Origin of the sequence: Agrobacterium sp. rho-13.3 (assembly GCF_033957765.2) — a bacterium.
Classification (GTDB): domain Bacteria; phylum Pseudomonadota; class Alphaproteobacteria; order Rhizobiales; family Rhizobiaceae; genus Agrobacterium.
Genome location: NZ_CP192775.1, coordinates 1,256,987 through 1,277,505, shown reverse-complemented (window position 1 = coordinate 1,277,505; position 20,519 = coordinate 1,256,987). Strand labels below are relative to the sequence as shown.

Below are 20,519 nucleotides of genomic sequence, written 5' to 3'. Positions count from 1 at the left end.
GCCATGGAACCCAAAGAGCTGGAACGCGTCGCCCGACAGATTCGTCTGCGCGATGTTCAAGCCGTATTCGAAGCTGGCGCGGGTCATGTGGGCGGAGAAATGTCAGCTATCGACATCATGACCGCACTGTATTTCCGTGTGTTGCGTATTTGGCCGGATGAGCCGAAAAACCCGGCCCGTGACCGTTTCGTGCTGTCGAAAGGTCACACGGCTTGCGCACTTTATGTGACGCTCGCCAAGCGTGGCTTCATTCCGGAAGAGGAAATTTCAACCTTCCTCAAGCCGAATTCCCGTCTCAACGGCCATCCGAACTGCAATAAGGTTCCGGGTGTGGAAACCAACACCGGTCCACTCGGCCACGGCCTGCCGGTTGCCGTCGGCATGGCAAAGGCCGCCAAGCTGTCTGGTGCAGATTACCACACCTACGTCATGACCGGTGACGGTGAAATGCAGGAAGGCTCCAACTGGGAAGCCATTATGGCTGGCGCGCAGTTTGCACTGAACAACCTGACGCTGATCATCGACCACAATCGCTTCCAGCAGGGAGCATCCATCTCCGATACCAATGATGTTGCACCGCTGCGCCCCAAGCTTGAAGCCTTTGGCTGGGAAGTAACCGAAATCAACGGCAACGACATGGCGCAGGTGGTTCCAGCACTCGAACATCGTGGCACGCGCCCGCATTGCATCGTCGCGCATACAAATAAGGGCCACGGCATTTCCTTCATGCAGGATCGCGTGGACTGGCACCACAAGGTTCCGAGCAGGGAACAATATGACATTGCCGTCAAAGAACTTTCGGAGGCATTATAATGAACGCGCCCGTATCTGCCGCCAAGCTTTATGATTGCCGTGACGCCTTTGCCGAAACATTGGAAACGCTTGCAGCCAACGACCCGCGGATTGTTGCCGTTTGCAATGACTCTGTCGGCTCTTCCAAACTCGGCGGTTTCAAATCGAAGTTTCCAGAACGCCTCATCAATGTCGGCATTGCTGAACAAAACATGGTCGGCGTCGGTGCTGGTCTTGCCAATGGCGGGCAACTGCCTTTCGTCTGCGGCGCATCCTGCTTTCTGACGGGCCGTGCGCTGGAGCAGATCAAGGCTGATCTGGCGTATTCCAATGCGAATGTGAAACTGGTCGGCATTTCCTCCGGCATGGCTTACGGTGAACTTGGACCGACGCACCATTCCATCGAGGATTTTGCATGGACTCGCGTTCTGCCCAACCTGCCAGTGATCGCACCGTGTGACCGCATCGAAACCGCAGCGGCGATCAAATGGGCTGCGGAATATGCTGGCCCCTGTTTCCTGCGCCTTTCGCGTGTTGGTGTGCCGGATCTTCTGCCGGAGGGCCATGTCTTCGAGCTTGGCCGCGCCAATCTGTTGCGTGACGGTTCAGACATTACACTGATTGCCAATGGCACGCTCACACACCGCATCGTCAAAGCTGCCGATCTTTTGGCAGAACGGGGCATCAAGGCGCGTGTGTTGAACATGGCAACCGTGCGCCCGATTGACGAAACTGCCATTATTGCCGCGGCGAACGAAACCGGCGCAATCCTGACGGCAGAAGAACATTCGATCTTCGGTGGCCTCGGCTCCGCTGTTGCCGAGGTGGTCGTGGATCATGCTCCCGTGCCCATGAAGCGTCTCGGCGTACCGGGCGTGTTTGCTCACACCGGCTCCGCAGAATGGCTGCTTGATGAGTTCGGCATGGCGCCAGCCGCAATCGCGGATGCTGCCGTGGCTCTGCTGAAAAGAAAATAAGGTCTCTCCCAAGCCGCTGCGTGTCTTGCCGATGCGTGGCGGCTCCCTTTTTTTTGTGACCGTCCTTCTTCGAATTGCTCCAGTTCAAGGCTAGAATATTTTGATGCGCGCTATTCTCTCCGTCGATCAGGGTACGACAAACTCCAAGGCTATTCTTGTGTCCGAGAAGGGCGCACTGCTGGCCAGAGGTTCATCACCTGTCGGCATCACCTACCCGCAACCGGGTTGGGTTGAGCAAGACCCCACGCGCATTTGGGCATCCGTCTGCGAAGCGATTGCCGCTTGCCTTAAAACGGCACCGAACGACATCACCGTCGAAGCCATCGCCATTTCCAATCAGCGCGAATCCGTTACCATCTGGGATGCCGAAACCGGAGAGCCGCTTGGCCCGGTTTTGAGCTGGCAGTGCCGCCGCACGGCGGATGAGTGCGCAGATTTGATCAACAAAGGCCACTCCGAACGCGTCATGGCGCTGACCGGCCTGCCCATCGACCCGATGTTTCCCGGCGCTAAAATGCGTTGGCTTCTGGATCGTGCTCCAAAGGGACGTAGAGTGCGGCTCGGCACGATCGACAGCTGGCTCATTCACTGCTTCACCGCCGGCAAAGTCCATGCTTGCGACGCCTCGAACGCCGCCCGCAGTCAGGTGCTGAACCTCAACCGGCAAATTTGGAGCCAGGAGCTTTGCGATCTGTTCAGCATCGATCTCGACGCTCTGCCACAGGTTCGCGACAGCAGTGGTGACTTCGGCACGACACTTAACGTTCCGGGCATCAAGGACGGCACGCCCATTCTGGCCGCGATTGGCGACAGCCACGCGGCATTGTTTGGCCACGGCGCCTTCAACCCCGGCGATGGCAAGGTGACGTTCGGCACCGGCTCTTCTGTCATGACCACGCTGCCCCACTTCATCGCGCCTGAACGTGGCATCACCACCACCGTTGCATGGCGGCTGGGCGGCAGGCCAACCTTCGCATTCGAAGGCAATATTCTGGTTTCCGCCGCCTCGCTTCCATGGATGGTGGAAATTCTGGGACTGCCAGATGTGGCAGCGCTCGTCGATCTTGCCGCAACGGCAGCACCGGGCGGTCCCGGCTTCGTGCCTGCCTTCGTCGGCCTCGGCGCACCCTATTGGGATTCCGACAGCCGCGCCCTGTTCTCGCAAATTAACTTCTCCACAACCCGTGCACAGATGGCGCGTGCGGTCACGGATTCCATCGCTTTTCAGGTCCATGACGTGTTTGCCGCCATGGGCGCGCAATCGCCTACCGGTTTTGGACGCCTGTTCGTGGATGGCGGCCCCAGTCAGAACCGTTTTCTGATGCAATGCGTGGCGGATATGCTGGAACATCCCGTTATTCAGCGTGACGCGCCGGAAGCGTCGGCCCTTGGTGCGGCTTACCTTGCGGGGCTTGCGCTGGGCATCTGGTCTGATCTTGAGACCATCGCGAGTCTCAATTCTAGCGGCAACACGATTGAACCGGTACCATCCAGTCGAAATGAACGACTTGCCACATGGGCCGATGCAATTGCCCGCTCGACGTTACCGACGGCCTCGTCTAATGGTGAATAAAAATTCACCATGGAGGGCTTATGGGTAGGGTCAACGAATTGCGCCTCATCTCGCGCGTTGCGCAGATGTATTATAACGAGCACAGGCGACAGGCAGAAATTGCCGAACATCTTCATCTCTCGCAAGCCACCGTTTCGCGGATGCTGAAACGTGCCGAAGCCGAGGGCATCGTCCGCACCAGCATCATTCCGCCGGTCGGCACCTTTGGCGATCTGGAAACACGCCTGCGCGAACGCTTCAATCTGCCGGAAGCCATCGTCGTGGATTGCAGCGAGGACCGCGACGGCGCGATCATGGCGCGTATCGGTGAGGCGGCAGCGCATTTTCTGGAAGTGACGCTTTCGCAAAATGAAGTTATCGGCGTTTCGAGCTGGAGCCAGACCATTTTCAAGATGGTGGAGAACATCCACCCGCTGAAGGGTGCGAAGGCAAAATACATCGTGCAGACGCTGGGCGGCATGGGTGATCCATCGGTGCAGACACACGCCACACAGATTACCACGCGGCTGGCACGGCTGACGGAAGCAGAACCCAAACTGCTGCCGGTTCCCGGCGTCTCGACGTCGCGTGAAGCCAAACTACTGATGCTGGCTGATCCTTACGTACGGGAAACCATCGATCTTTTCGGCACGATTACGCTTGCCATCGTTGGCATTGGTGCAGTGGAACCGTCCGAACTTCTTGCCCGCTCCGGCAACATTTTCTCGGCGAAGGAACTGGCCGATCTTTCACATGCGGGTGCGGTTGGCGATATTTCGCTGCGCTTTTTCGACAAGGACGGCAAACCCGTCAAGACACCACTGGACGAGCGGGTGATTGGGCTGCCGCTTGAAAATCTGTCCAACGTCGACCGCGTGATAGCGTTGGCAGGCGGCGCCAAGAAAACCGAGGCGATAGCAGGCGCACTCCGAACCGGTGTGATCGACGTTCTCGTCACCGACAAATTCACAGCTGAACGACTGGTCGGCACATAGACACAACACAGATTTCCATGAGGAGGAGAGATGAGACGCTTTGAAGGTCAATCCGTTTTCATTAGCGGCGGCAACAAGGGCATAGGGTATGGCATCGCCCGGCGTTTTGCCGAAGAAGGCGCCAAGGTGGCAATCGCCGCCGTGGAGAAAGACACACCGGACATCGCCGCCCGTTTGGGGCAAGACACCGGCGTTGCCACATCCGGCATCACCCTTGATGTACGGGATGCCGAAGCGGTACGCGCAGCCTATGATGAGGCCGAAAATGTCTTGGGCGCATTGTCTATTTCTGTGCAGAATGCGGGCGTCATCACCATCTCCAAGATTGAGGAACTGACCGAAGCACAGTGGGACCTCAATCTCGACGTCAACACCAAGGGCGCATTTTTATGCTGCAAGGAAGCCATTCTACGTTTCCGCGCCAGCGGCACCAAGGGACGTCTCATCAACACCGCATCCGGCCAGGCACGCCAGGGCTTCATCTATACGCCGCATTACGCGGCTTCGAAATTCGGCGTCTTGGGTCTCACGCAGAGCCTTGCCAAAGAACTGGCACCAGAGGGTATTACCGTCAACGCCATTTGCCCCGGCATTATCCAAACCGAAATGTGGGACTACAATGACCGCGTCTGGGGCGAAATGCTGGGAGACTACAAACCCGGCGAGTTGATGGCGGAATGGGTGCGCAATATTCCGATGCGCCGCGCCGGAACACCTGCCGAAGTTGCAGCGCTCGTTGCATTTCTGGCTTCAGAAGATGCAGCCTATATCACCGGCCAGACAATCAATGTCGATGGCGGGCTTATCATGTCCTAAAGGACATTCAGTCTGCTTTGCCACTCGGTGTTATGCACCGAGTGGCAAATAACATGTTCAATCAGTTCGGGTAACGCGATGCGTACCAAGCCTTGAACAAGGAATACTGATTTTCAAGCTGGCGACGCTGGGAAGCGCTCAATTCATCTGTTTCATTGAAGTGCAGCGTGTATTCCGTGTCGCCGTTCAGCACCATCAGATACTTGTAATGCAGAACGAGGTCAGGGCCTTCATCGTACTTGGAAAGCACGGTGAGCGCTTCTTCCAGCTCCAACGCATCGCGACGTGCCGTTGCGTCACCCTTGGCAGCCTTTTCGCAAAGTGAAACAAGGTGCAGAACCTGCTGAGGCAGCGCATTGCCGATGCCGGTGATAGCACCGCCTGCACCGCAATTGACAAAGCCATGGTAGACGCCTGTATCGACACCGACCATCAACGTCAGATCATCATCGCCAGCGGTGATATTTTCCGCAGCATAGGTCATATCCTGTTTGCCGCCGAATTCCTTGAAACCAATCAGGTTGGAATAACGCGAGCGAAGATCGAAGAACAATTCTGCACGTGTGGCAAAGCCGTAATAAGGGCTGTTGTAGATAACCGCTGGCAAGCCGTTCGCCGCTTCAAGAATGGCCGAGAAGTGTGCCTTCTGCGCGGAAGAGGAAGAGCCGCGAGACAGCACACGGGGGATAACCATCAAGCCCTTCGCACCAACTTTTGCAGCGTGAGCCGCATGGCTGACGGCCGATTTCGTATTGATGGCGCCGGTGCCGACGATAACGGGAATGCCCGCTTCCGCCAAGCGACGCACGCCTTCCTGACGCTCATCATCTGTCAGAAGCGGCCAGTCACCCATCGATCCACAATAAACCACCGCCGACATGCCAGCAGCAATCAAATCTTTGCCCTTTTTCACCAAGGCATCGAAATCGGGCGTGCGGTCTGCCTTGCAGGGCGTCATGAGAGCGGGAATACATCCCGTAAAAATCGTATCAGCCATTTTCTCTAGCCTCGTGTAACAAGTGGCGTGAACGCCAGAACCAATCTGGTTTTGTTATTTATCACCAGAGTAAGATTTTGTCGACAAATAAAATACAAAAGATTTTAATGCAGAAATCAGCAGCGCACGGACTGTAAGATGGGCCGCAACGGCACGGTTGGCGCAGATCGATTAAAGCGAAAGGCTTAGACTTTGGCGAGAGTCTGCTGCAATATATGAGCGGATCTGCTGAACGATCTGGTCAGCGTGAGCAATGGCAATGCGGTCGGCTTTTTCGACATCGCGCTCTATGATCGCCTGTATCATATCCTCATGCTCCGTCACATAGTGGCGCGGCAACACATCGCTGAATGACGAGTAATAGAGCCGAAGAATGCGCCGGCCTTCGTCCAGCAATCGGGTAAAAAGCTCGATGTAATGGCGGTTGCCACCGGCCACGGCAATGGCGACATGAAAATCACGATTCGTCGTGATCATGCCTAGCACGTCCCGTTCATCCACAGACGTCTCGAAAGACTTTTGAAATGCACGGATGTTGATGATGTCCTCGGGTGTATGCCGTGCAGCGGCAAGCCGGATCGTTACACGGTACATCAACGTCAATGCGTCAAAAAACTCCGGTAGGCCCAAGAAATCGATTTGTGAAACGATGGTTGCGCGGTTCGTCAGTGTGGTAATCAGCCCTTCAGAAGACAGCTTGACCAAGGCTTCACGGATTGGGGTTCTTGAAAGCTCGAAGCGTTCGGAAAGTTGAACCTCATCAATCGGGCTTCCCGGCGCAAGCTTAAGCTCGATGATTTCATTGCGCAGGGTTTCATAGACGGTCGAAACGCCAAATCCGCGACGATGCGTCTGCTTTTCTTTGTCGTCCGTCTTTTCCTTAGCAGTCATCCGGCACATACCCCGCAACCATATCGATATGTCCATTTACGATATTCAAGGTCATAGCGAAATCCCCATAAAACGCTTGCCCCTGGGCGTGGACCGAACTTTTGGAACCGCCAGTAAGCTTTAGCTGGTCGAGAAATCGGCTTAGCATCACAAGTAAGGTCAGGATCGTGGACTTTGTTCGCTAAGCTAGAGCTTCTGACTACAAATTTATTATTATTCCTCACGAAATGCTCGGTTGATCTGGTCGGACAGCGGCTTCATAAGATACGAAAGCGCGGTGCGATCTCCGGTCTGGATCATAGCCTCTGCCGGCATTCCCGGAACCAGCGTCAGTTCTCTCAGCTTTGCCAATTCGGCCTCCGGAACGGTAAGACGCACGACATAATAGGACATGCCGGTTCGTTCATTCGTCGTCAGGTCTGCGGCAATACGGGTGACGTGTGCATTCAACTGCGGTGTGGTTCGTTGGCTGAAAGCAGACATTCGCAACACGACCGTGTGGCCAATGCTGATTTGATCTATATCCTTCGGTGCGATTTGCACTTCAAGCGCCAGATCGTCTCCTTCCGGCACGATGGACATAATCGGTTCTGCTGGGCTGATGACACCACCCACCGTGTGTACCGTCAATTGATGGACCACACCGGACTGAGGCGCAATAATATCGATGCGCTTCAGATTGTCCTCTGCAGAGACTTTACGCTCGACATATTCACCAATTTGCGCCTGAACTTCTCTCAATTCGCGCCCAACCTCACTTTTCAAATCCTGATCGATTTGAAGAATTTGAAGCTTGGTCTCGGATATACGCCCTGCGACCTGAGCCTGGTATGCGATCTTCTCCCCACGTTCCCCGCCGAAGGTCGCAACCTGCGTTTTCAAACCATTCAAGCGTTGATCGGACACGACACCCTGTTCTCGAAGGCCGGTCAGAGAGGTGATTTCCTTGTTCAGAACCTCCATGCCGTCTCTGTAAGCAGCCTCTTGCGCTTTCAGCCCTTCAATCTCATGGAGAAATTGTGCGATGCGCTCCGAAAGCTGTGCCTTTTTCCCTTGCCGGGATTCCTTGCGAAATTCGAAGAGGCGCGTTTCACTATGGATGGCAGAGGCCACATCCACGTTGGCACGGCGCGCGAGAATGGATTCGGGAAAAACAATCTCGGCCAGATCATCACGCTCTGCTTCCAGCCTTGCAAGGCGAGCGTTCATTTCATCCAGCCGTTTTGTAACGATCGAGAGATTGGCGCGGGTCTGCGTGGCATCAAGCCGCATGAGTACGTCACCGGCTTTCACCACATCGCCATCGCCCACGAGGATTTCTCCGACCACACCGCCCGTCGGGTGCTGCACCTTCTTGACGTAGGAATCGACAACGAAGTGACCCGGCGCGACAACGGCACCGGACAGTGACGTGACAGACGCCCACGCACCGGCCCCGCCTACCAACACCACGCCCGCAACAACACCTGCAAGCAAATGGTGACGAATGGATCGGGAAACATCAAAGGGTTTAGTGTTTGACATCTTTTGCCTCTTCGGTGTCCGGTCCAGTCGTTTCAACGTCTTCAGGCTGTGCGGTCGGCTGTGCAACAGCACGCAGCGGCCTCATTCCATAGCCCGTCACTGGAAAGCCCTTTGCCGCCGGTGCAGTTGCCCCACCGCCTTTGAGAACCTTCGAAAGAATGTCATCACGAGGACCGAACGCTTTTTGCTGACCGTTATCCATCATCAAAACGAGATCGACGACCCCTATAGCGCTTGGGCGATGCGCAACCACGATGGCAATACCGCCGCGAGCCCGAACCGACGCTATCGCGTTGACAACCGCCGCCTCACCCTCGGCATCGAGATTGGCGTTTGGTTCGTCCAGCACCACAACGAAGGGATCACGATAAAGAGCGCGTGCCAGCCCGATGCGCTGCCGCTGGCCTGCCGAAAGCGCCGATCCAGCTTCGCCGATGCGGGTTTCATACCCCTTCTCGAAACGCAGGATGAGATCATGCGCACCTGCCGCCTTTGCAGCAGCCACGATTGCTTCGGCATCGGCGTCCTCCTCAAACCGGGCGATGTTTTCGGCGATATTGCCGTCGAAAAGCTCAACGCCCTGTGGCAGATAGCCGATGTGGCGACCAAGCACCTCACGGTCCCATTGGTCAAGACTTGCCCCATCAAGCCGCACCTTGCCGGAGGCTGGCACCCAGGCATTGACGAGGGCGCGTGACAGTGTCGACTTTCCAGAACCGGATGGCCCGATAACACCCAGCGCACTGCCCGCCCGAACAGCGAAGTTGAGCCCCATGACCGTGGGCTTCTTTTCGCCGGGCGGCACGACAACAACGCCTTCGACACGAAGTTCTTTTATCGGCGCAGGCAAAGCGGTGACGGGCAAATCTTGCGGGATTTTTGCCAGCAAATCCTGCAACCGCGCCCAACTTTGGCGCGCCATCAAAAACGGCTTCCAGCTTGCAATGGCCAGATCGACCGGTGCCAATGCTCGCCCCATCATGATGGAGCTTGCGATCATGACGCCGCCGGTGACTTCCTGACGGATCACGAGATAAGCCCCGACACCCAATATTGCCGATTGCAGCATGACTCGCAGCGTTTTCGAGATGCCACCCAACACGTTGGAAACATCACCCGCCGCCCGGTTGGCCGCAAGGTAGTCGCCGTTGGCGTTACCCCAAAGGGACGCGATACGCTTGCCCATGCCCATGGATTGAACGACTTCGGCATTGCGCCGCGCGCCTTCAAGCAGGGCATTGCGTTTCATGTTGTGCGTGATCGTATCGCGAATAGGCTTTTGCGACAGCGCATTCGTCAACAGCGTCAGCGCGACAAGAATAACAGCGCCGACAAGCGCAGTAATGCCGATCCAGAAATGAAAGAGAAAACATATGCCGAGATAAAGCGGCATCCAAGGCAGATCAAAGAACGCGGTCGGACCCTGCCCCGACAAGAAACCGCGAACATTATCCAGATCCCTCAACGGCTGAAGCCCATCTCCCGGCATCCGCGTCAACAGCGGCAAACGCACGACGGCGTTGTGAACGTTGCCCGATAATTGATTGTCGAACTGCTCACCAATGCGCAGCAGCACACGCGCACGGATGATTTCGAGGGCGGCTTGAACAGTATAAAGTCCGACCGCGAGGATTGCGAGCCCGGCCAGCGTCGGCACACTGCCGCTGGACAGCACGCGGTCATAGACCTGCAACATGAAGATGGGCGAGGTCAATGCGAGAACATTGACCAAACCGCTTATCAGAGCTATTCCGAAAGACGCTCGTCTGAGGGGTGAAACGACCGTCGCAGCCAAAAGCTGCGACGACGTTTGCTGTGGCGCTTGCGACACTACAGCGTTCCTCAGGCGGCTTCTGCCAAGGCAGCAGCGGGCGTAAACAGGAAGTTGCTTGCTGCAAGCGCTGTCTTCGTGACGCCTTCAAGCGTTACCGAACCAAGGCTGCCGAGATCGATGACAGTGTTGGAACCAACCTGCGATGACGCAGCATAAACTTCTGCAAACGTATCGAACGCAGCACTTTCAATACCGCGGAAATCGATCCAATCACCACCAGCACCAGCCGTAAAGCCTGTGACTGTGTCGTGACCGACCGTGCTGGAGAGTGCGCCATCGATATCTCGGTCGAAGACGAAACGATCACGTCCGGCACCACCATTCAGCGTATCGTTGCCATCGAAGCTGTAAAGTACGTCATTGCCAGCAGTACCGTTCTGAACCGTTCCGCTGTTGCCGAAGAAGTCAAATAGACCGGCTTGCTGGTTACCACTTGCAGCTGTAACACCTGTGAAGCTAAGAAGTGGGTCAGATGCCTGATTTGCATTGTGTGTCAGTGAATAGATCGCACCACGGAATGAGGCATCTGGCACACCGCCACCCAGGTTAACGCTGACACCGGTATTGGCGAGGCTATAACCAGTGCTCGCCGAGCCGGAAAGACCGGTACCAAAATACAGATTGTTGACGCTTCCGGTGAAAGCTCCACCAACGCCGTAGCTGAATTGACCATCGAAGATCGCACCGCTTCCGCCGGATACACCTTCGGCCCATTGCGAATAAGCATAGCCCGAACCGGCAGGGGCAGCAACCAAGTTACCATTGCCAACGTAGGAACCGAGACCTTGCGCCCATGTCGTAAGGCTTTGAACCAGATTGAAGCTGGTTGCTCCCGCTGCGGCATTAATTGTGACGACTGGCATTTCCTTATCCTTTTAGTTTTCGTGCTTTCACACTTCTCTTCATATGTTCGCCTTCTGGCGAACCTCCGGGCCACGACATCTCTATCGTAACGATAACGCAGGCTTTTTAAACCCCAAGATTGCACTAGAATTTCACGCTCAACGATGCAGTGAATGTTCTTCCTGGTGCCGGAATTGCACTCGTCCCAAGCGAGGGCCAATAGGCTTCATCCGTGACATTGTTCACCGCAAAACGCAGCTTGGTATTTTCGTTGAAAGCATAAGAACCGTAGATGTCATAAACTCTATAGGCATAAGCAGAGTACGTGGGCGCAAGCACGCCAACGGTCGGCTGGGTTTGCTGAACGTAGGTCATCCGTCCTCCGAGCACAAAACGCTCATCCAACATGCGAACACCAGCATCCAGTGAGAAACGTTCTTTGGGCACGACAAAGATCACAGACGAACGAATTTCGTTTCCACTCCCCGGCGTCGCGTTGATATCACTTGGGCCATCATAGGTGTAAGTGCTGGCTAGATCCGTATTGGTTCTGGTGTACGACACACCGCCATAAGCAAGCCCAATGTCGTAATTCACCTCAAGTTCCAGGCCACGCATACGCGTAGTTCCATCGAGATTGACATTCACGTCGTAGACCTTCTCGAATGGCGCATAGTAACCTCGCGCCATAGCAATATAGTCGGTGATATCACGACGGAACCAGAGGGCCTTTAAGCGAAAGCTATCATCACTTGATAATAGCCCATCCGTCTTGATATTGGCTCCGAGCTCCCAGGTTTTGGCCTGTTCAGCCCGCAAATTAGGGTTCGGCATATTTGCTGTAGGCGATGTATTGGGGTGCCCGCCCGAAAAGAGCGTCTCCATGATCGAAGGGGGGCGATAGCTTTCGCTATAATTGACAAAGGGTTGCAACCAGTCGAAGGGCTTGATGGAGATAGAGGCCGATGGCAACCAAGCCCCGCCAGACTTATCGATCTCAAAATTTGTATACGGAGCAGGCTCCTGTCCCAGTTGCTCATCGATTTCGATGATACAAAATGTCGGATCAAAATCGTCCCATAACTCACAGCCCGCTGGACTGATGACAAACGATTTTCCGACACCCGCTATTTGAGTAGCGCCTTTCAAACGGTAATGATCATAACGCAGTCCGCCCCGAACGGTCAGCCAGTCATCGTGCTCTAAGGTCGCATTGAGAAACCCACTCGCCATATCGGCGCGACCAGACGGGTTCATGCCCTTGTAGCCATACGCTTCGTCAATACCTGAGGCGTTGATGCGGGCTATTGCGTCGGTCTCACCACTATCCCGGAATGCCTCCACTCCGTAATTCAGAGAAAACGCGCCGACAGGCAATTCGAACCGGCTGGTGTTTTCAATACTGCCACCCCAACTTCTCATGCCGTAGGACACAGGATCGGGGATGGTGTAATTGCGGACTTCGTCATTCTTGGTATCGGAGAACCAAAGTTTTGCCTTGAGGTCAACGAGTGCCGATTCTGGATCCCACGAAAGAGACGATGTAATTGTATTGTTCAGATAGTCTTCGTCATCGATACGTGTACCTTCGCTAAGCGACGAGGTAATATCGTATCGCATCCAGCTGAGGTCGATCTTGACATCATCAACCGGCGTGGCCTCCATCTTGAACAGGGAGCCAACACTTTCAAAACCGGTGGAAAGAACTTCGTCCCCGACAATCGTCGACCATTCAATCAACTTACTGTCGCGCTTACCGACCTTATATTCGCCCAGCCTCTTGTGGCTGACGCCACCAAGGATGGAAAAATCCTCTGAGAGACGAATGCCTGCGATAACATTGCCATCGAAGTCGAAGGCATTGGTGCCGCTACCGGCGGTAATCGTGCCACCCCATTTTTCTCCGGATTTGATGATGTCATCTGCGGTAACTGAGCGGAAGTTGACTGAACCGCCAAGCGACCCTGCACCGCCAACGCCAGAGCCTGTGGCTTTTTCGATTTCCACGGAGCGGATGAACGAAGAGTCCACGAATACTTGCTGCGAACCACCATGACCGGCGCGTTGAAAATTCTGTCGCGCGCCATCGATCATAGCGACAACGCGGTTATTGTCTTGAAGGCCGCGAATGTTGACCTGAACGCCGGGTTTCTGCGATTCCGAACGGTTGACCTGAACACCGGCCACATGATCCAGCACATCACGCGCACTGCGCGCACCAGAGTTTTCAATGGCTTCTTTCGAAACCACACTCACACTCGCAGGTGCTTCGTAGACCCAGTCGGGTGTTCCCTGAAAGCCTGACCCCGTCGCGGCGTTGCGGTCTGTTTTACCGGTGACAACGATGGTTTCGAGGACGGTTGAGCCATCTAATGTCTGCGCTCCGCCGACCGTCTGGCGTTCACCGATAACGGCTGCGCCATTTCCAGTGAAGTAGAAGCTAACGCCAGTACCGGCCAATAATTTTTCCAGCGCCTGCTGCGGTGTGAAACGTCCGCTGAGGGTATTGACCCTCACACCCTGCTGCGTGGCGTTGGCAGCGGAGGTGATTTGCATACCGGATTGGCGGTTAAATGTAAGAAGTGCGGATTGGAGTGGCTGGGCTGGAATGTTGAAATCCCGCGCGACAGGGGATGCCTGTTGCGGCGTCTGCGATCCCATTGCTGTTTGCGCGACAGCGCCGTTGATATTGGCAAAAACGGCAAGTGCAACAGAACCAGACAAGAAGGCGCGTTTCGCCTTTATCAATCTTTGACTATCAACACGCTTACTGACTGACCGGCACTTCATAACGTCTTGGTATCCCCACATCCGCACCGCCTCATGGGTGCTTCCGATGTGATAGACACTTGGTCGAAGCCGTTTTTTCACCGTCTGAGCGAAAAAATCGCTAAATCATGATTTTTATTGTCAAATTTATTATGCAGTTCAAAACCGGGTTACGATGCGCGCGAAATCAGAGACTTTACGCACTTTTCCACCATAGGGATCAACCAGGGCTCCGAGCGCTTTTTCTGGGTCATCCAGATTATAGATTCCGCTAACCCTTTGCTGTGAAAGAGAAATATCCGGAGTTGAAATCCATGCCGGATGATATCGCTGAATTTGCTCAATGACTGTGCCGATTTTTTCGTTGGTGACGATGAGGCGACCAGTCCGCCACGCGCCGATGCCAGCAACGCCGATCATCTCGTCACTGATAGCCCCAGTGCTGCGATCTACCGTCAGCAACTCACCGGGAACGAGTACCCGGTCTATGACCGCGCCCGCAACCTCACCCGTGGCTTTTACCGAGCCATGTTCCAGCCCGATCTGGGTGTTCTCACCCGTCAGGCTGACGTTGAAAGCGGTGCCGAGAACGGCAACCGTCAGCTTTCCAGCCTCGACACGAAACGGTTTTGTTGTGTCAGGCGCCACATCGAAATAGGCTTCGCCCTCCAACAGTCTGACCTTTCTTTCGCCTGAAGAAAAATCGACGGCGAGCGCACTTGCGGGTGAAAGAAAAACTTTGCTGCCATCTGCCAGCACCACCTCCCGCGTTTGCGCGGTGGCAGTCGTGTAGTCGGCTTCGAAACGAAGCAACAATGTGGGTGCCGCGAGGGCGACAAGACAGATTGTGATTACCGCTGCACCAACCGCGCCGACCGCGCGCGACATCCACTTTCGTCTTGAGCGAACCGGCACCGAGGAACGGTTCTGCTGATCTTGCGGTATCTCACCGACGGCCCGCCACATTCGGCAGGTCTTTTCCCATTCACGACGATGCTGCGGGGAGGCAAGAACCCAGCTTTCGAACTCCGCACGCAAACCTTGCAGATCAGGGTTTTCCCTTATCCGTATCAGCCAGTCGGCTGCCTCATCTGCGATTGCTTGCATGCGCTGGCTGTCTTGATCGGATGTCATCTTGCAAACTTTTCAAAGTTCAGTGTCCGGATGATAATAGACACTTCGGCGAGGGATTTTTTTCACGGCAACGCAAATTTTTATGAAATATTGCCTTTTCAAAGATCAATCGCCATTTTTTCCCTAATCGTCTTCATCGCTTCTTTCAGCAGTCGATGCACCGTGGATATGGAAATATCCATGCGTTCCGCGATGTCTTCCATCGTTTTCCCCTCGAAACGATAGAGCTCCATGACCAAGCGCATTTGTGGCGGAAGATTTTCCAGCACATGTGCCGCAATTCTGACCTGCTCGCAAAAAAGGAGATGGTCCTCCGGCGTGTCTACGGTTTGATATTGCGTCCACCAGGGCAAGTCATCGGGGTGGGCGGCATTCTTCACTTTCTGGTGGCGCTTCCGGTTGAACGACAGATTACGCACGATGCGAAACAGATATGCTTTCGGCGGCACCGGCTGGTCGTGTTCTTTTGGCATGAAATGCAGAAATGCCTCCTGCACCACATCCTCAGCCTCATCCCGTGATTTGGTCAGCGGGGCGGCATAGTCCACCAGTGCCCTGCGGTTTTGCAGGTACATGGCATACCATTCATTCTTTTTACCCAAGCCCATAGGACAACCTGAACACGCGGAATCGCAACAAGGCGACCCGTCCAACTTTGAGGTGTTTCGGATCGCACGATACAAAATGCTGTAGCATCACTCTGTCTCGGAACCAACAAAGTTGATTAAATAAATCATATTATTTCCGCAACCGTTGCTGTCTGTGATTCAAGCCTCGTCACAAGAAAACTTGCATTGCTGCAACGAATTGCTAACATATCAGACAAGTAGGAAGCAGATGGGGCAAAAATGGACGCCGTGCGCACATACGAGCAAGGAACATCACTCGCAGCCAAAATCAGCACCGCATTGCGGCGCGATCTGGTCGGCGGTGTTTTCCGTCCTGGCGACAGGCTTCCCAGCGAAAGCGCCCTGACGCGGGAATATTCCGTCAGTCGAACGGTTGTTCGGGAGGCTATTGCCATTCTGCGCGCGGATGGATTGGTGGAAGCCCGCAAGGGTGCTGGTATTTTCGCCCTCCAGATCCAGCCAGCAAAAGACGAGCCTTTCAAGGATTTAACGACAGAGCGGATATCCTCCGTCATTGAGCTTCTTGAATTGAGAACGGTTTTCGAAGTTGAATCCGCCGGTCTAGCTGCGTCCAGACGCTCCGCCACTCAGATCGAAGCCATTCTTGACGCCCACAATCAGATTGGCACCTGTCTCGCGGAAGGGAAGTCCACCCGCGATTCGGACTTCGACCTGCACTTCAAGATCGCAGAAGCCACGCAAAACAGGCGTTTTCCCGAATTTTTGCGGTTGATCAGGTCGGGCATCATTCCCCGCGGGGAATTGCAGGGTGCGGCACCCGGCGCTCGCCCCAAGGATTATAACCTGCACTTGCAGGAAGAGCATGGGCGGATCGTCGATGCGATCATCGAAGGCGACGCAGAAGCCGCGCGTGAGCAAATGCGCGTTCACCTGCGTGGAAGTCTTGAGCGCTATAAGGTGCTGTTGAGATCCAAGACCGCCAACGTGGAAGACAAGGCCTAGCGTCTGCCCAACCGCATAAAATAGTGTTTATTGCTTTGCGGACCCCCCACTCAATTAGATCAAACGATCTCATCAAGCTTCGCGCCGAAGTCTCACCATGTCTGAGACGCATATAGAGAGAGTGAAATCGATTTTCCACATCAATCTCACCTGACATGTATCGCAACCCAGCACGCCCGCGCTTGACAGATACGACAACATGTGACAGGTTTTGGGAAATTTGTCAGACATGAAGCCTTTCGCTTTCTGAAGACTGACAGAGGGAGGAATTATGCACATACGAAGCCCGCGCCTTGCTGGCGCGGCCGGGCAGGTTGGTACTATTGCCATCACGCTACTCGGCCTGCTTTTGCTCACCTTCTTTATCGGACGCCTGATGCCTGCGGACCCTGTTCGCGCTATCGTCGGTGAAGATGCGACCCGTGAAACCTATGAACAGGTCTTCCGGTCACTGGGCCTCGACAGGCCGGTTTGGGAGCAGTTTTTCTATTATCTCGGTGATGTTTTTACCGGCAACTTTGGTACTTCCATCCGCACGGGCCAACCTGTCATTCAGGATATCCTGCATGTCATGCCTGCGACGATGGAACTTGCGACATTTGCGATCATCATCGGTGCCGGGCTTGGCATACCGATGGGCGTCTTTGCGGCCGTCAACAAGGATCGCTGGCCTGACCACCTCGTTCGCGTCATTAGCCTGTTCGGCCACTCCATGCCGATCTTCTGGACGGGCATGATTGCGTTGATTGTTTTCTACGCGAAACTCGACCTCGTCGGCGGAAGCGGACGAATGGACCAGTTCTACATCGGCCTTATTGACGAGCGCACCGGCTTCCTGCTGATAGACAGTCTTCTGGCTGGCGATATGGACGTCTTCTGGTCCGCCGTGAACCATTTGATCTTGCCTGCATCGCTCTTGGGCTATTCATCGTCTGCCTACATCACTCGCATGACCCGCAGCTTCATGCTCGACCAGCTTGGTCAGGAATATGTGACGACGGCGCGTGTGAAAGGTCTTTCCAGCAGACAGACCATCTGGCGGCACGCCTTTGCCAATATCCGCGTCCAACTCGTTACCATTGTCGCCCTTGCTTACGGCTCCTTGCTTGAGGGTGCGGTGTTGATTGAGACCGTGTTTGCATGGCCCGGTTTTGGTCAGTACCTGACCAACAATCTTATTATTGGCGATATGAATGCCGTTATGACCTGCGTGTTGATCGTCGGCGTCATCTTCATCGGCCTTAATCTTCTGTCCGACATTCTTTATCGCTTCTTCGACCCGAGGACACGCTGATGACCGCGAAAGCAGAAAAAATCAGGCTGCCAGCCTCCGTGAATGCGTTGAAGAACATCATTCTTTTCCTTCTGCGCAGTCCAACGTCAACATTCGGCTTGGTGGTTCTCTCCATCCTCATCTTCGTCGCAGTCTTCGCGCCGTTGATTGCCACGCATGATCCTTATGTGCAAAACCTGGCAAATGTGCTGAAGGCGCCCGGCGACGGACATCTCTTCGGCACGGATGACCTGGGCCGCGATATCTTCAGCCGTCTGGTTTATGGCGCACGTATCACGCTGACCATCATCTTTCTGGTGTCCATCGTGGTCGGCCCGATCGGCCTTATCATCGGCACGGCTTCGGGTTATCTCGGTGGAAAGTTCGATACGGTCATGATGCGCATTACCGATATCTTTCTGTCCTTCCCAAGTCTGATCCTGTCGCTTGCCTTCGTTGCGGCGCTTGGACCGAGCCTCAACAATGCGATCATCGCGATTGCTCTCACATCATGGCCACCCATTGCACGTCTTGCACGCGCAGAAGCCATGACGTTCCGCAACGCCGATTACATTGCAGCTGCCCGTCTTCAAGGTGCTTCGCCCGTCCGCATCATCGTCAAGTCAATCATGCCTATGTGCCTGCCTTCAGTGCTCATTCGCCTCACGCTGAACATGGCAACGGTCATTCTGACCGCGGCTGGTCTTGGATTCCTTGGCCTCGGCGCGCAGCCGCCATTACCGGAATGGGGCGCCATGATCGCAACGGGTCGTCGTTACATGCTGGACAATTGGTGGCTGGTGACATTTCCGGGCATTTCGATCCTGACCGTCAGTCTTGCTTTCAATCTTCTGGGTGATGGCTTGCGTGACGCGCTCGATCCCAAGCAGATGAACCGGAGATAAGCCATGGAACGGACAATACTGGACGTCAAAAATCTCCGCATCCGCTATGGCGGCTCAGAAACAGAAGCCGTGCGCGGCGTTTCCTTCACACTTGGCCGTGAACGGCTGGGCATCGTTGGCGAAAGCGGCTCGGGAAAGTCCACCGTTGGTCGTGCACTTCTACGCCTCCTGCCGGGTGCTACCATCACTGCCGATACGCTTCGTTTCGAAGAGCTTGAACTGCTTTCCCTCTCGGAAAAGGAAATGCTGAAGGTTCGCGGCAGACGCATGTCGATGATCCTTCAGGATCCGAAGTTTTCGCTTAACCCCATCAGACGCGTTGGTGATCAGGTAGCGGAAACCTATCTGCGGCATTTCAAATGCGCAAAATCGGAAGCCAAGGCAAAAGCGCTTGCGATGCTGGAAGCGGTGAAAATCCGCGATCCCGAGCGTGTTTATGCGCAGTACCCGCATGAGATTTCCGGCGGCATGGGCCAGCGCATCATGATCGCCATGATGCTTCTCGCGGACCCCGATCTGGTCATCGCCGATGAGCCAACCTCGGCACTGGACGTCACTGTTCGCCTGCAAGTGCTGAACATTCTGGATAGTCTGGTTCGAGACCGCGGCATCGGCCTTATCATGATCAGCCATGACCTCAATCTCGTGCGCAATTTCTGTGATCGCGTTCTCATCATGTATGCCGGTCAGGTCGTTGAAACCCTGTCTGCCGGCGAGTTGGATAAGGCCCAACATCCGTACACACGCGGCCTGCTGGCAGCTCAGCCCCGCATCGGAGGCTCACGCTCACAGCTTGCCGTGCTGGACCGCCGCCCGGAATGGATGGAGGAAAACGTCTAATGTCAGTTTCTGTTGAAATCCGTGACCTGTCGATTAGCTTCGGCACCGGTCCCACAGCAATAAAAGTCCTGCCTTCCGTTTCCTTTTCCGTCAATCCGGGCGAATGTTTTGGCCTCGTCGGTGAATCCGGCTCGGGCAAATCCACCGTCCTGCGCTGCGTCTCCATGCTGACGGATTTCTGGAGCGGCGACATACTGATCAACGGAAAATCCGTGCGCGACATGCCATTGATCGACCGTTGCCGCACACTGCAAATGGTGTTTCAGGACCCCTATGGCTCGTTGCACCCGCGCCAGTCTGTCCGAACTGTGCTCAGCGAACCACTGACCATCCACAAGCTTGGCGACAAAGAAGAGCGGATGCGCAAGGTCATCACCGATGTTGGCTTACCGGTCTCGTTTCTGGATCGTTTTCCGCATCAGCTTTCCGGCGGTCAGCGTCAACGTGTGGCGATTGCCCGTGCGCTGATCCTTGAACCGTCGCTGCTGCTGCTGGATGAACCGACATCGGCACTTGATGTTTCGGTTCAGGCCGAAATTTTGAACCTTCTTCAGCGCCTGCGCGAAGAACGGGGTTTCACCTACATCATGGTGACGCACGATCTCGCGGTCGTCGACCATATGTGCGATCGTTTTGCAGTGATGTTGCGCGGCGAAGTGACAGAAATACTTCCGCGTGAAGCCATTGCCCGCAACGGTGCAACGCACCCCTACGCCCGCGAACTCATCGGCGCATCGCTGGAATATGAAGGCGTAAATTCTTAAACGCCTTCATAGATTAAGCTA

Annotated in this window: 18 protein-coding genes; 10 read left to right on the top strand and 8 right to left on the bottom strand. The window is 55.0% G+C overall.

Annotated features, from left to right (window positions below; genetic code table 11):
- Window positions 1-3 precede the first annotated feature (3 nt).
- From RMR16_RS20760 to RMR16_RS20740, 5 genes are all read left to right on the top strand, one after another.
- On the top strand, window positions 4-813 hold the full coding sequence (locus RMR16_RS20760; protein WP_320197509.1) for a transketolase: 810 nt from the start codon (window positions 4-6) through the stop codon (window positions 811-813).
- On the top strand, window positions 813-1,769 hold the full coding sequence (locus tag RMR16_RS20755; protein ID WP_320197508.1) for a transketolase family protein: 957 nt from the start codon (window positions 813-815) through the stop codon (window positions 1,767-1,769). Before RMR16_RS20760 ends, RMR16_RS20755 begins: the two co-directional genes overlap by 1 nt.
- A 103-nt stretch (window positions 1,770-1,872) precedes the next feature.
- Window positions 1,873-3,342, top strand: a complete 1,470-nt coding sequence (locus RMR16_RS20750; protein WP_320197507.1) for an FGGY family carbohydrate kinase — start codon at window positions 1,873-1,875, stop codon at window positions 3,340-3,342.
- Between the two features lie 20 nt (window positions 3,343-3,362).
- Window positions 3,363-4,316 carry a sugar-binding transcriptional regulator gene (locus RMR16_RS20745; RefSeq protein ID WP_320197506.1) on the top strand — a complete coding sequence of 318 codons (954 nt, stop codon included), beginning with the start codon at window positions 3,363-3,365 and terminating at the stop codon, window positions 4,314-4,316.
- A gap of 30 nt (window positions 4,317-4,346) precedes the next feature.
- Window positions 4,347-5,132 carry an SDR family oxidoreductase gene (locus tag RMR16_RS20740; RefSeq protein ID WP_320197505.1) on the top strand — a complete coding sequence of 262 codons (786 nt, stop codon included), beginning with the start codon at window positions 4,347-4,349 and terminating at the stop codon, window positions 5,130-5,132.
- Between the two features lie 61 nt (window positions 5,133-5,193).
- Here RMR16_RS20740 and RMR16_RS20735 read toward each other — a convergent pair whose 3' ends face one another.
- From RMR16_RS20735 to RMR16_RS20700, 8 genes are all read right to left on the bottom strand, one after another.
- Window positions 5,194-6,129: a dihydrodipicolinate synthase family protein gene (locus tag RMR16_RS20735; RefSeq protein WP_320197504.1), complete on the bottom strand. Its 936-nt coding sequence runs from the start codon at window positions 6,127-6,129 to the stop codon at window positions 5,194-5,196.
- Window positions 6,130-6,300: 171 nt separating this feature from the next.
- Window positions 6,301-7,020 carry a GntR family transcriptional regulator gene (locus tag RMR16_RS20730; RefSeq protein WP_320197503.1) on the bottom strand — a complete coding sequence of 240 codons (720 nt, stop codon included), beginning with the start codon at window positions 7,018-7,020 and terminating at the stop codon, window positions 6,301-6,303.
- A gap of 213 nt (window positions 7,021-7,233) precedes the next feature.
- Window positions 7,234-8,544: an HlyD family type I secretion periplasmic adaptor subunit gene (locus RMR16_RS20725; protein ID WP_320197502.1), complete on the bottom strand. Its 1,311-nt coding sequence runs from the start codon at window positions 8,542-8,544 to the stop codon at window positions 7,234-7,236.
- On the bottom strand, window positions 8,531-10,375 hold the full coding sequence (locus tag RMR16_RS20720) for a type I secretion system permease/ATPase (RefSeq protein ID WP_413785919.1): 1,845 nt from the start codon (window positions 10,373-10,375) through the stop codon (window positions 8,531-8,533). The genes RMR16_RS20725 and RMR16_RS20720 overlap by 14 nt, the downstream gene beginning before the upstream one ends.
- Window positions 10,376-10,386: 11 nt before the next feature.
- The gene (locus tag RMR16_RS20715) at window positions 10,387-11,241 is read right to left on the bottom strand and encodes a hemolysin (protein ID WP_320197501.1); all 855 of its coding nucleotides are present in this window, start codon (window positions 11,239-11,241) and stop codon (window positions 10,387-10,389) included.
- Window positions 11,242-11,365: 124 nt separating this feature from the next.
- Window positions 11,366-14,032: a TonB-dependent receptor domain-containing protein gene (locus RMR16_RS20710; RefSeq protein WP_432355157.1), complete on the bottom strand. Its 2,667-nt coding sequence runs from the start codon at window positions 14,030-14,032 to the stop codon at window positions 11,366-11,368.
- A gap of 117 nt (window positions 14,033-14,149) precedes the next feature.
- On the bottom strand, window positions 14,150-15,124 hold the full coding sequence (locus RMR16_RS20705; protein WP_320197499.1) for a FecR family protein: 975 nt from the start codon (window positions 15,122-15,124) through the stop codon (window positions 14,150-14,152).
- Window positions 15,125-15,222: 98 nt separating this feature from the next.
- Window positions 15,223-15,732, bottom strand: coding sequence for an RNA polymerase sigma factor (locus RMR16_RS20700; RefSeq protein ID WP_320197498.1), 510 nt, complete (start codon window positions 15,730-15,732; stop codon window positions 15,223-15,225).
- Window positions 15,733-15,972: 240 nt separating this feature from the next.
- On the opposite strand from RMR16_RS20700, the gene RMR16_RS20695 reads away from it, so the two are divergent.
- The 5 genes from RMR16_RS20695 (at window position 15,973) to RMR16_RS20675 (ending at window position 20,498) form a co-directional block, all read left to right on the top strand.
- Entirely contained in the window at window positions 15,973-16,716 is a 744-nt protein-coding gene (locus RMR16_RS20695; RefSeq protein WP_320197497.1) for a FadR/GntR family transcriptional regulator, read from the top strand.
- A gap of 271 nt (window positions 16,717-16,987) precedes the next feature.
- The gene (locus RMR16_RS20690) at window positions 16,988-18,010 is read left to right on the top strand and encodes an ABC transporter permease (protein WP_320197496.1); all 1,023 of its coding nucleotides are present in this window, start codon (window positions 16,988-16,990) and stop codon (window positions 18,008-18,010) included.
- Window positions 18,010-18,894, top strand: coding sequence for an ABC transporter permease (locus tag RMR16_RS20685; protein WP_320197495.1), 885 nt, complete (start codon window positions 18,010-18,012; stop codon window positions 18,892-18,894). Before RMR16_RS20690 ends, RMR16_RS20685 begins: the two co-directional genes overlap by 1 nt.
- A 3-nt stretch (window positions 18,895-18,897) precedes the next feature.
- On the top strand, window positions 18,898-19,734 hold the full coding sequence (locus RMR16_RS20680) for an ABC transporter ATP-binding protein (protein ID WP_320197494.1): 837 nt from the start codon (window positions 18,898-18,900) through the stop codon (window positions 19,732-19,734).
- The gene (locus RMR16_RS20675; protein WP_320197493.1) at window positions 19,734-20,498 is read left to right on the top strand and encodes an ABC transporter ATP-binding protein; all 765 of its coding nucleotides are present in this window, start codon (window positions 19,734-19,736) and stop codon (window positions 20,496-20,498) included. Before RMR16_RS20680 ends, RMR16_RS20675 begins: the two co-directional genes overlap by 1 nt.
- Window positions 20,499-20,519: the final 21 nt, after the last annotated feature.

What these genes read in the sequence shown, in the direction of transcription:
- RMR16_RS20745 (WP_320197506.1), top strand. Translation starts at nt 3,363, where the DNA reads ATGGGTAGGGTCAACGAATTGCGCCTCATCTCGCGCGTTGCGCAGATG.
- RMR16_RS20705 (WP_320197499.1), bottom strand. Translation starts at nt 15,124, where the DNA reads ATGACATCCGATCAAGACAGCCAGCGCATGCAAGCAATCGCAGATGAG.
- RMR16_RS20710 (WP_432355157.1), bottom strand. Translation starts at nt 14,032, where the DNA reads ATGTGGGGATACCAAGACGTTATGAAGTGCCGGTCAGTCAGTAAGCGT.
- RMR16_RS20680 (WP_320197494.1), top strand. Translation starts at nt 18,898, where the DNA reads ATGGAACGGACAATACTGGACGTCAAAAATCTCCGCATCCGCTATGGC.
- RMR16_RS20695 (WP_320197497.1), top strand. Translation starts at nt 15,973, where the DNA reads ATGGACGCCGTGCGCACATACGAGCAAGGAACATCACTCGCAGCCAAA.
- RMR16_RS20750 (WP_320197507.1), top strand. Translation starts at nt 1,873, where the DNA reads ATGCGCGCTATTCTCTCCGTCGATCAGGGTACGACAAACTCCAAGGCT.
- RMR16_RS20715 (WP_320197501.1), bottom strand. Translation starts at nt 11,241, where the DNA reads ATGCCAGTCGTCACAATTAATGCCGCAGCGGGAGCAACCAGCTTCAAT.
- RMR16_RS20760 (WP_320197509.1), top strand. Translation starts at nt 4, where the DNA reads ATGGAACCCAAAGAGCTGGAACGCGTCGCCCGACAGATTCGTCTGCGC.
- RMR16_RS20690 (WP_320197496.1), top strand. Translation starts at nt 16,988, where the DNA reads ATGCACATACGAAGCCCGCGCCTTGCTGGCGCGGCCGGGCAGGTTGGT.
- RMR16_RS20700 (WP_320197498.1), bottom strand. Translation starts at nt 15,732, where the DNA reads ATGGGCTTGGGTAAAAAGAATGAATGGTATGCCATGTACCTGCAAAAC.
- RMR16_RS20675 (WP_320197493.1), top strand. Translation starts at nt 19,734, where the DNA reads ATGTCAGTTTCTGTTGAAATCCGTGACCTGTCGATTAGCTTCGGCACC.
- RMR16_RS20740 (WP_320197505.1), top strand. Translation starts at nt 4,347, where the DNA reads ATGAGACGCTTTGAAGGTCAATCCGTTTTCATTAGCGGCGGCAACAAG.
- RMR16_RS20735 (WP_320197504.1), bottom strand. Translation starts at nt 6,129, where the DNA reads ATGGCTGATACGATTTTTACGGGATGTATTCCCGCTCTCATGACGCCC.
- RMR16_RS20755 (WP_320197508.1), top strand. Translation starts at nt 813, where the DNA reads ATGAACGCGCCCGTATCTGCCGCCAAGCTTTATGATTGCCGTGACGCC.
- RMR16_RS20730 (WP_320197503.1), bottom strand. Translation starts at nt 7,020, where the DNA reads ATGACTGCTAAGGAAAAGACGGACGACAAAGAAAAGCAGACGCATCGT.
- RMR16_RS20685 (WP_320197495.1), top strand. Translation starts at nt 18,010, where the DNA reads ATGACCGCGAAAGCAGAAAAAATCAGGCTGCCAGCCTCCGTGAATGCG.
- RMR16_RS20725 (WP_320197502.1), bottom strand. Translation starts at nt 8,544, where the DNA reads ATGTCAAACACTAAACCCTTTGATGTTTCCCGATCCATTCGTCACCAT.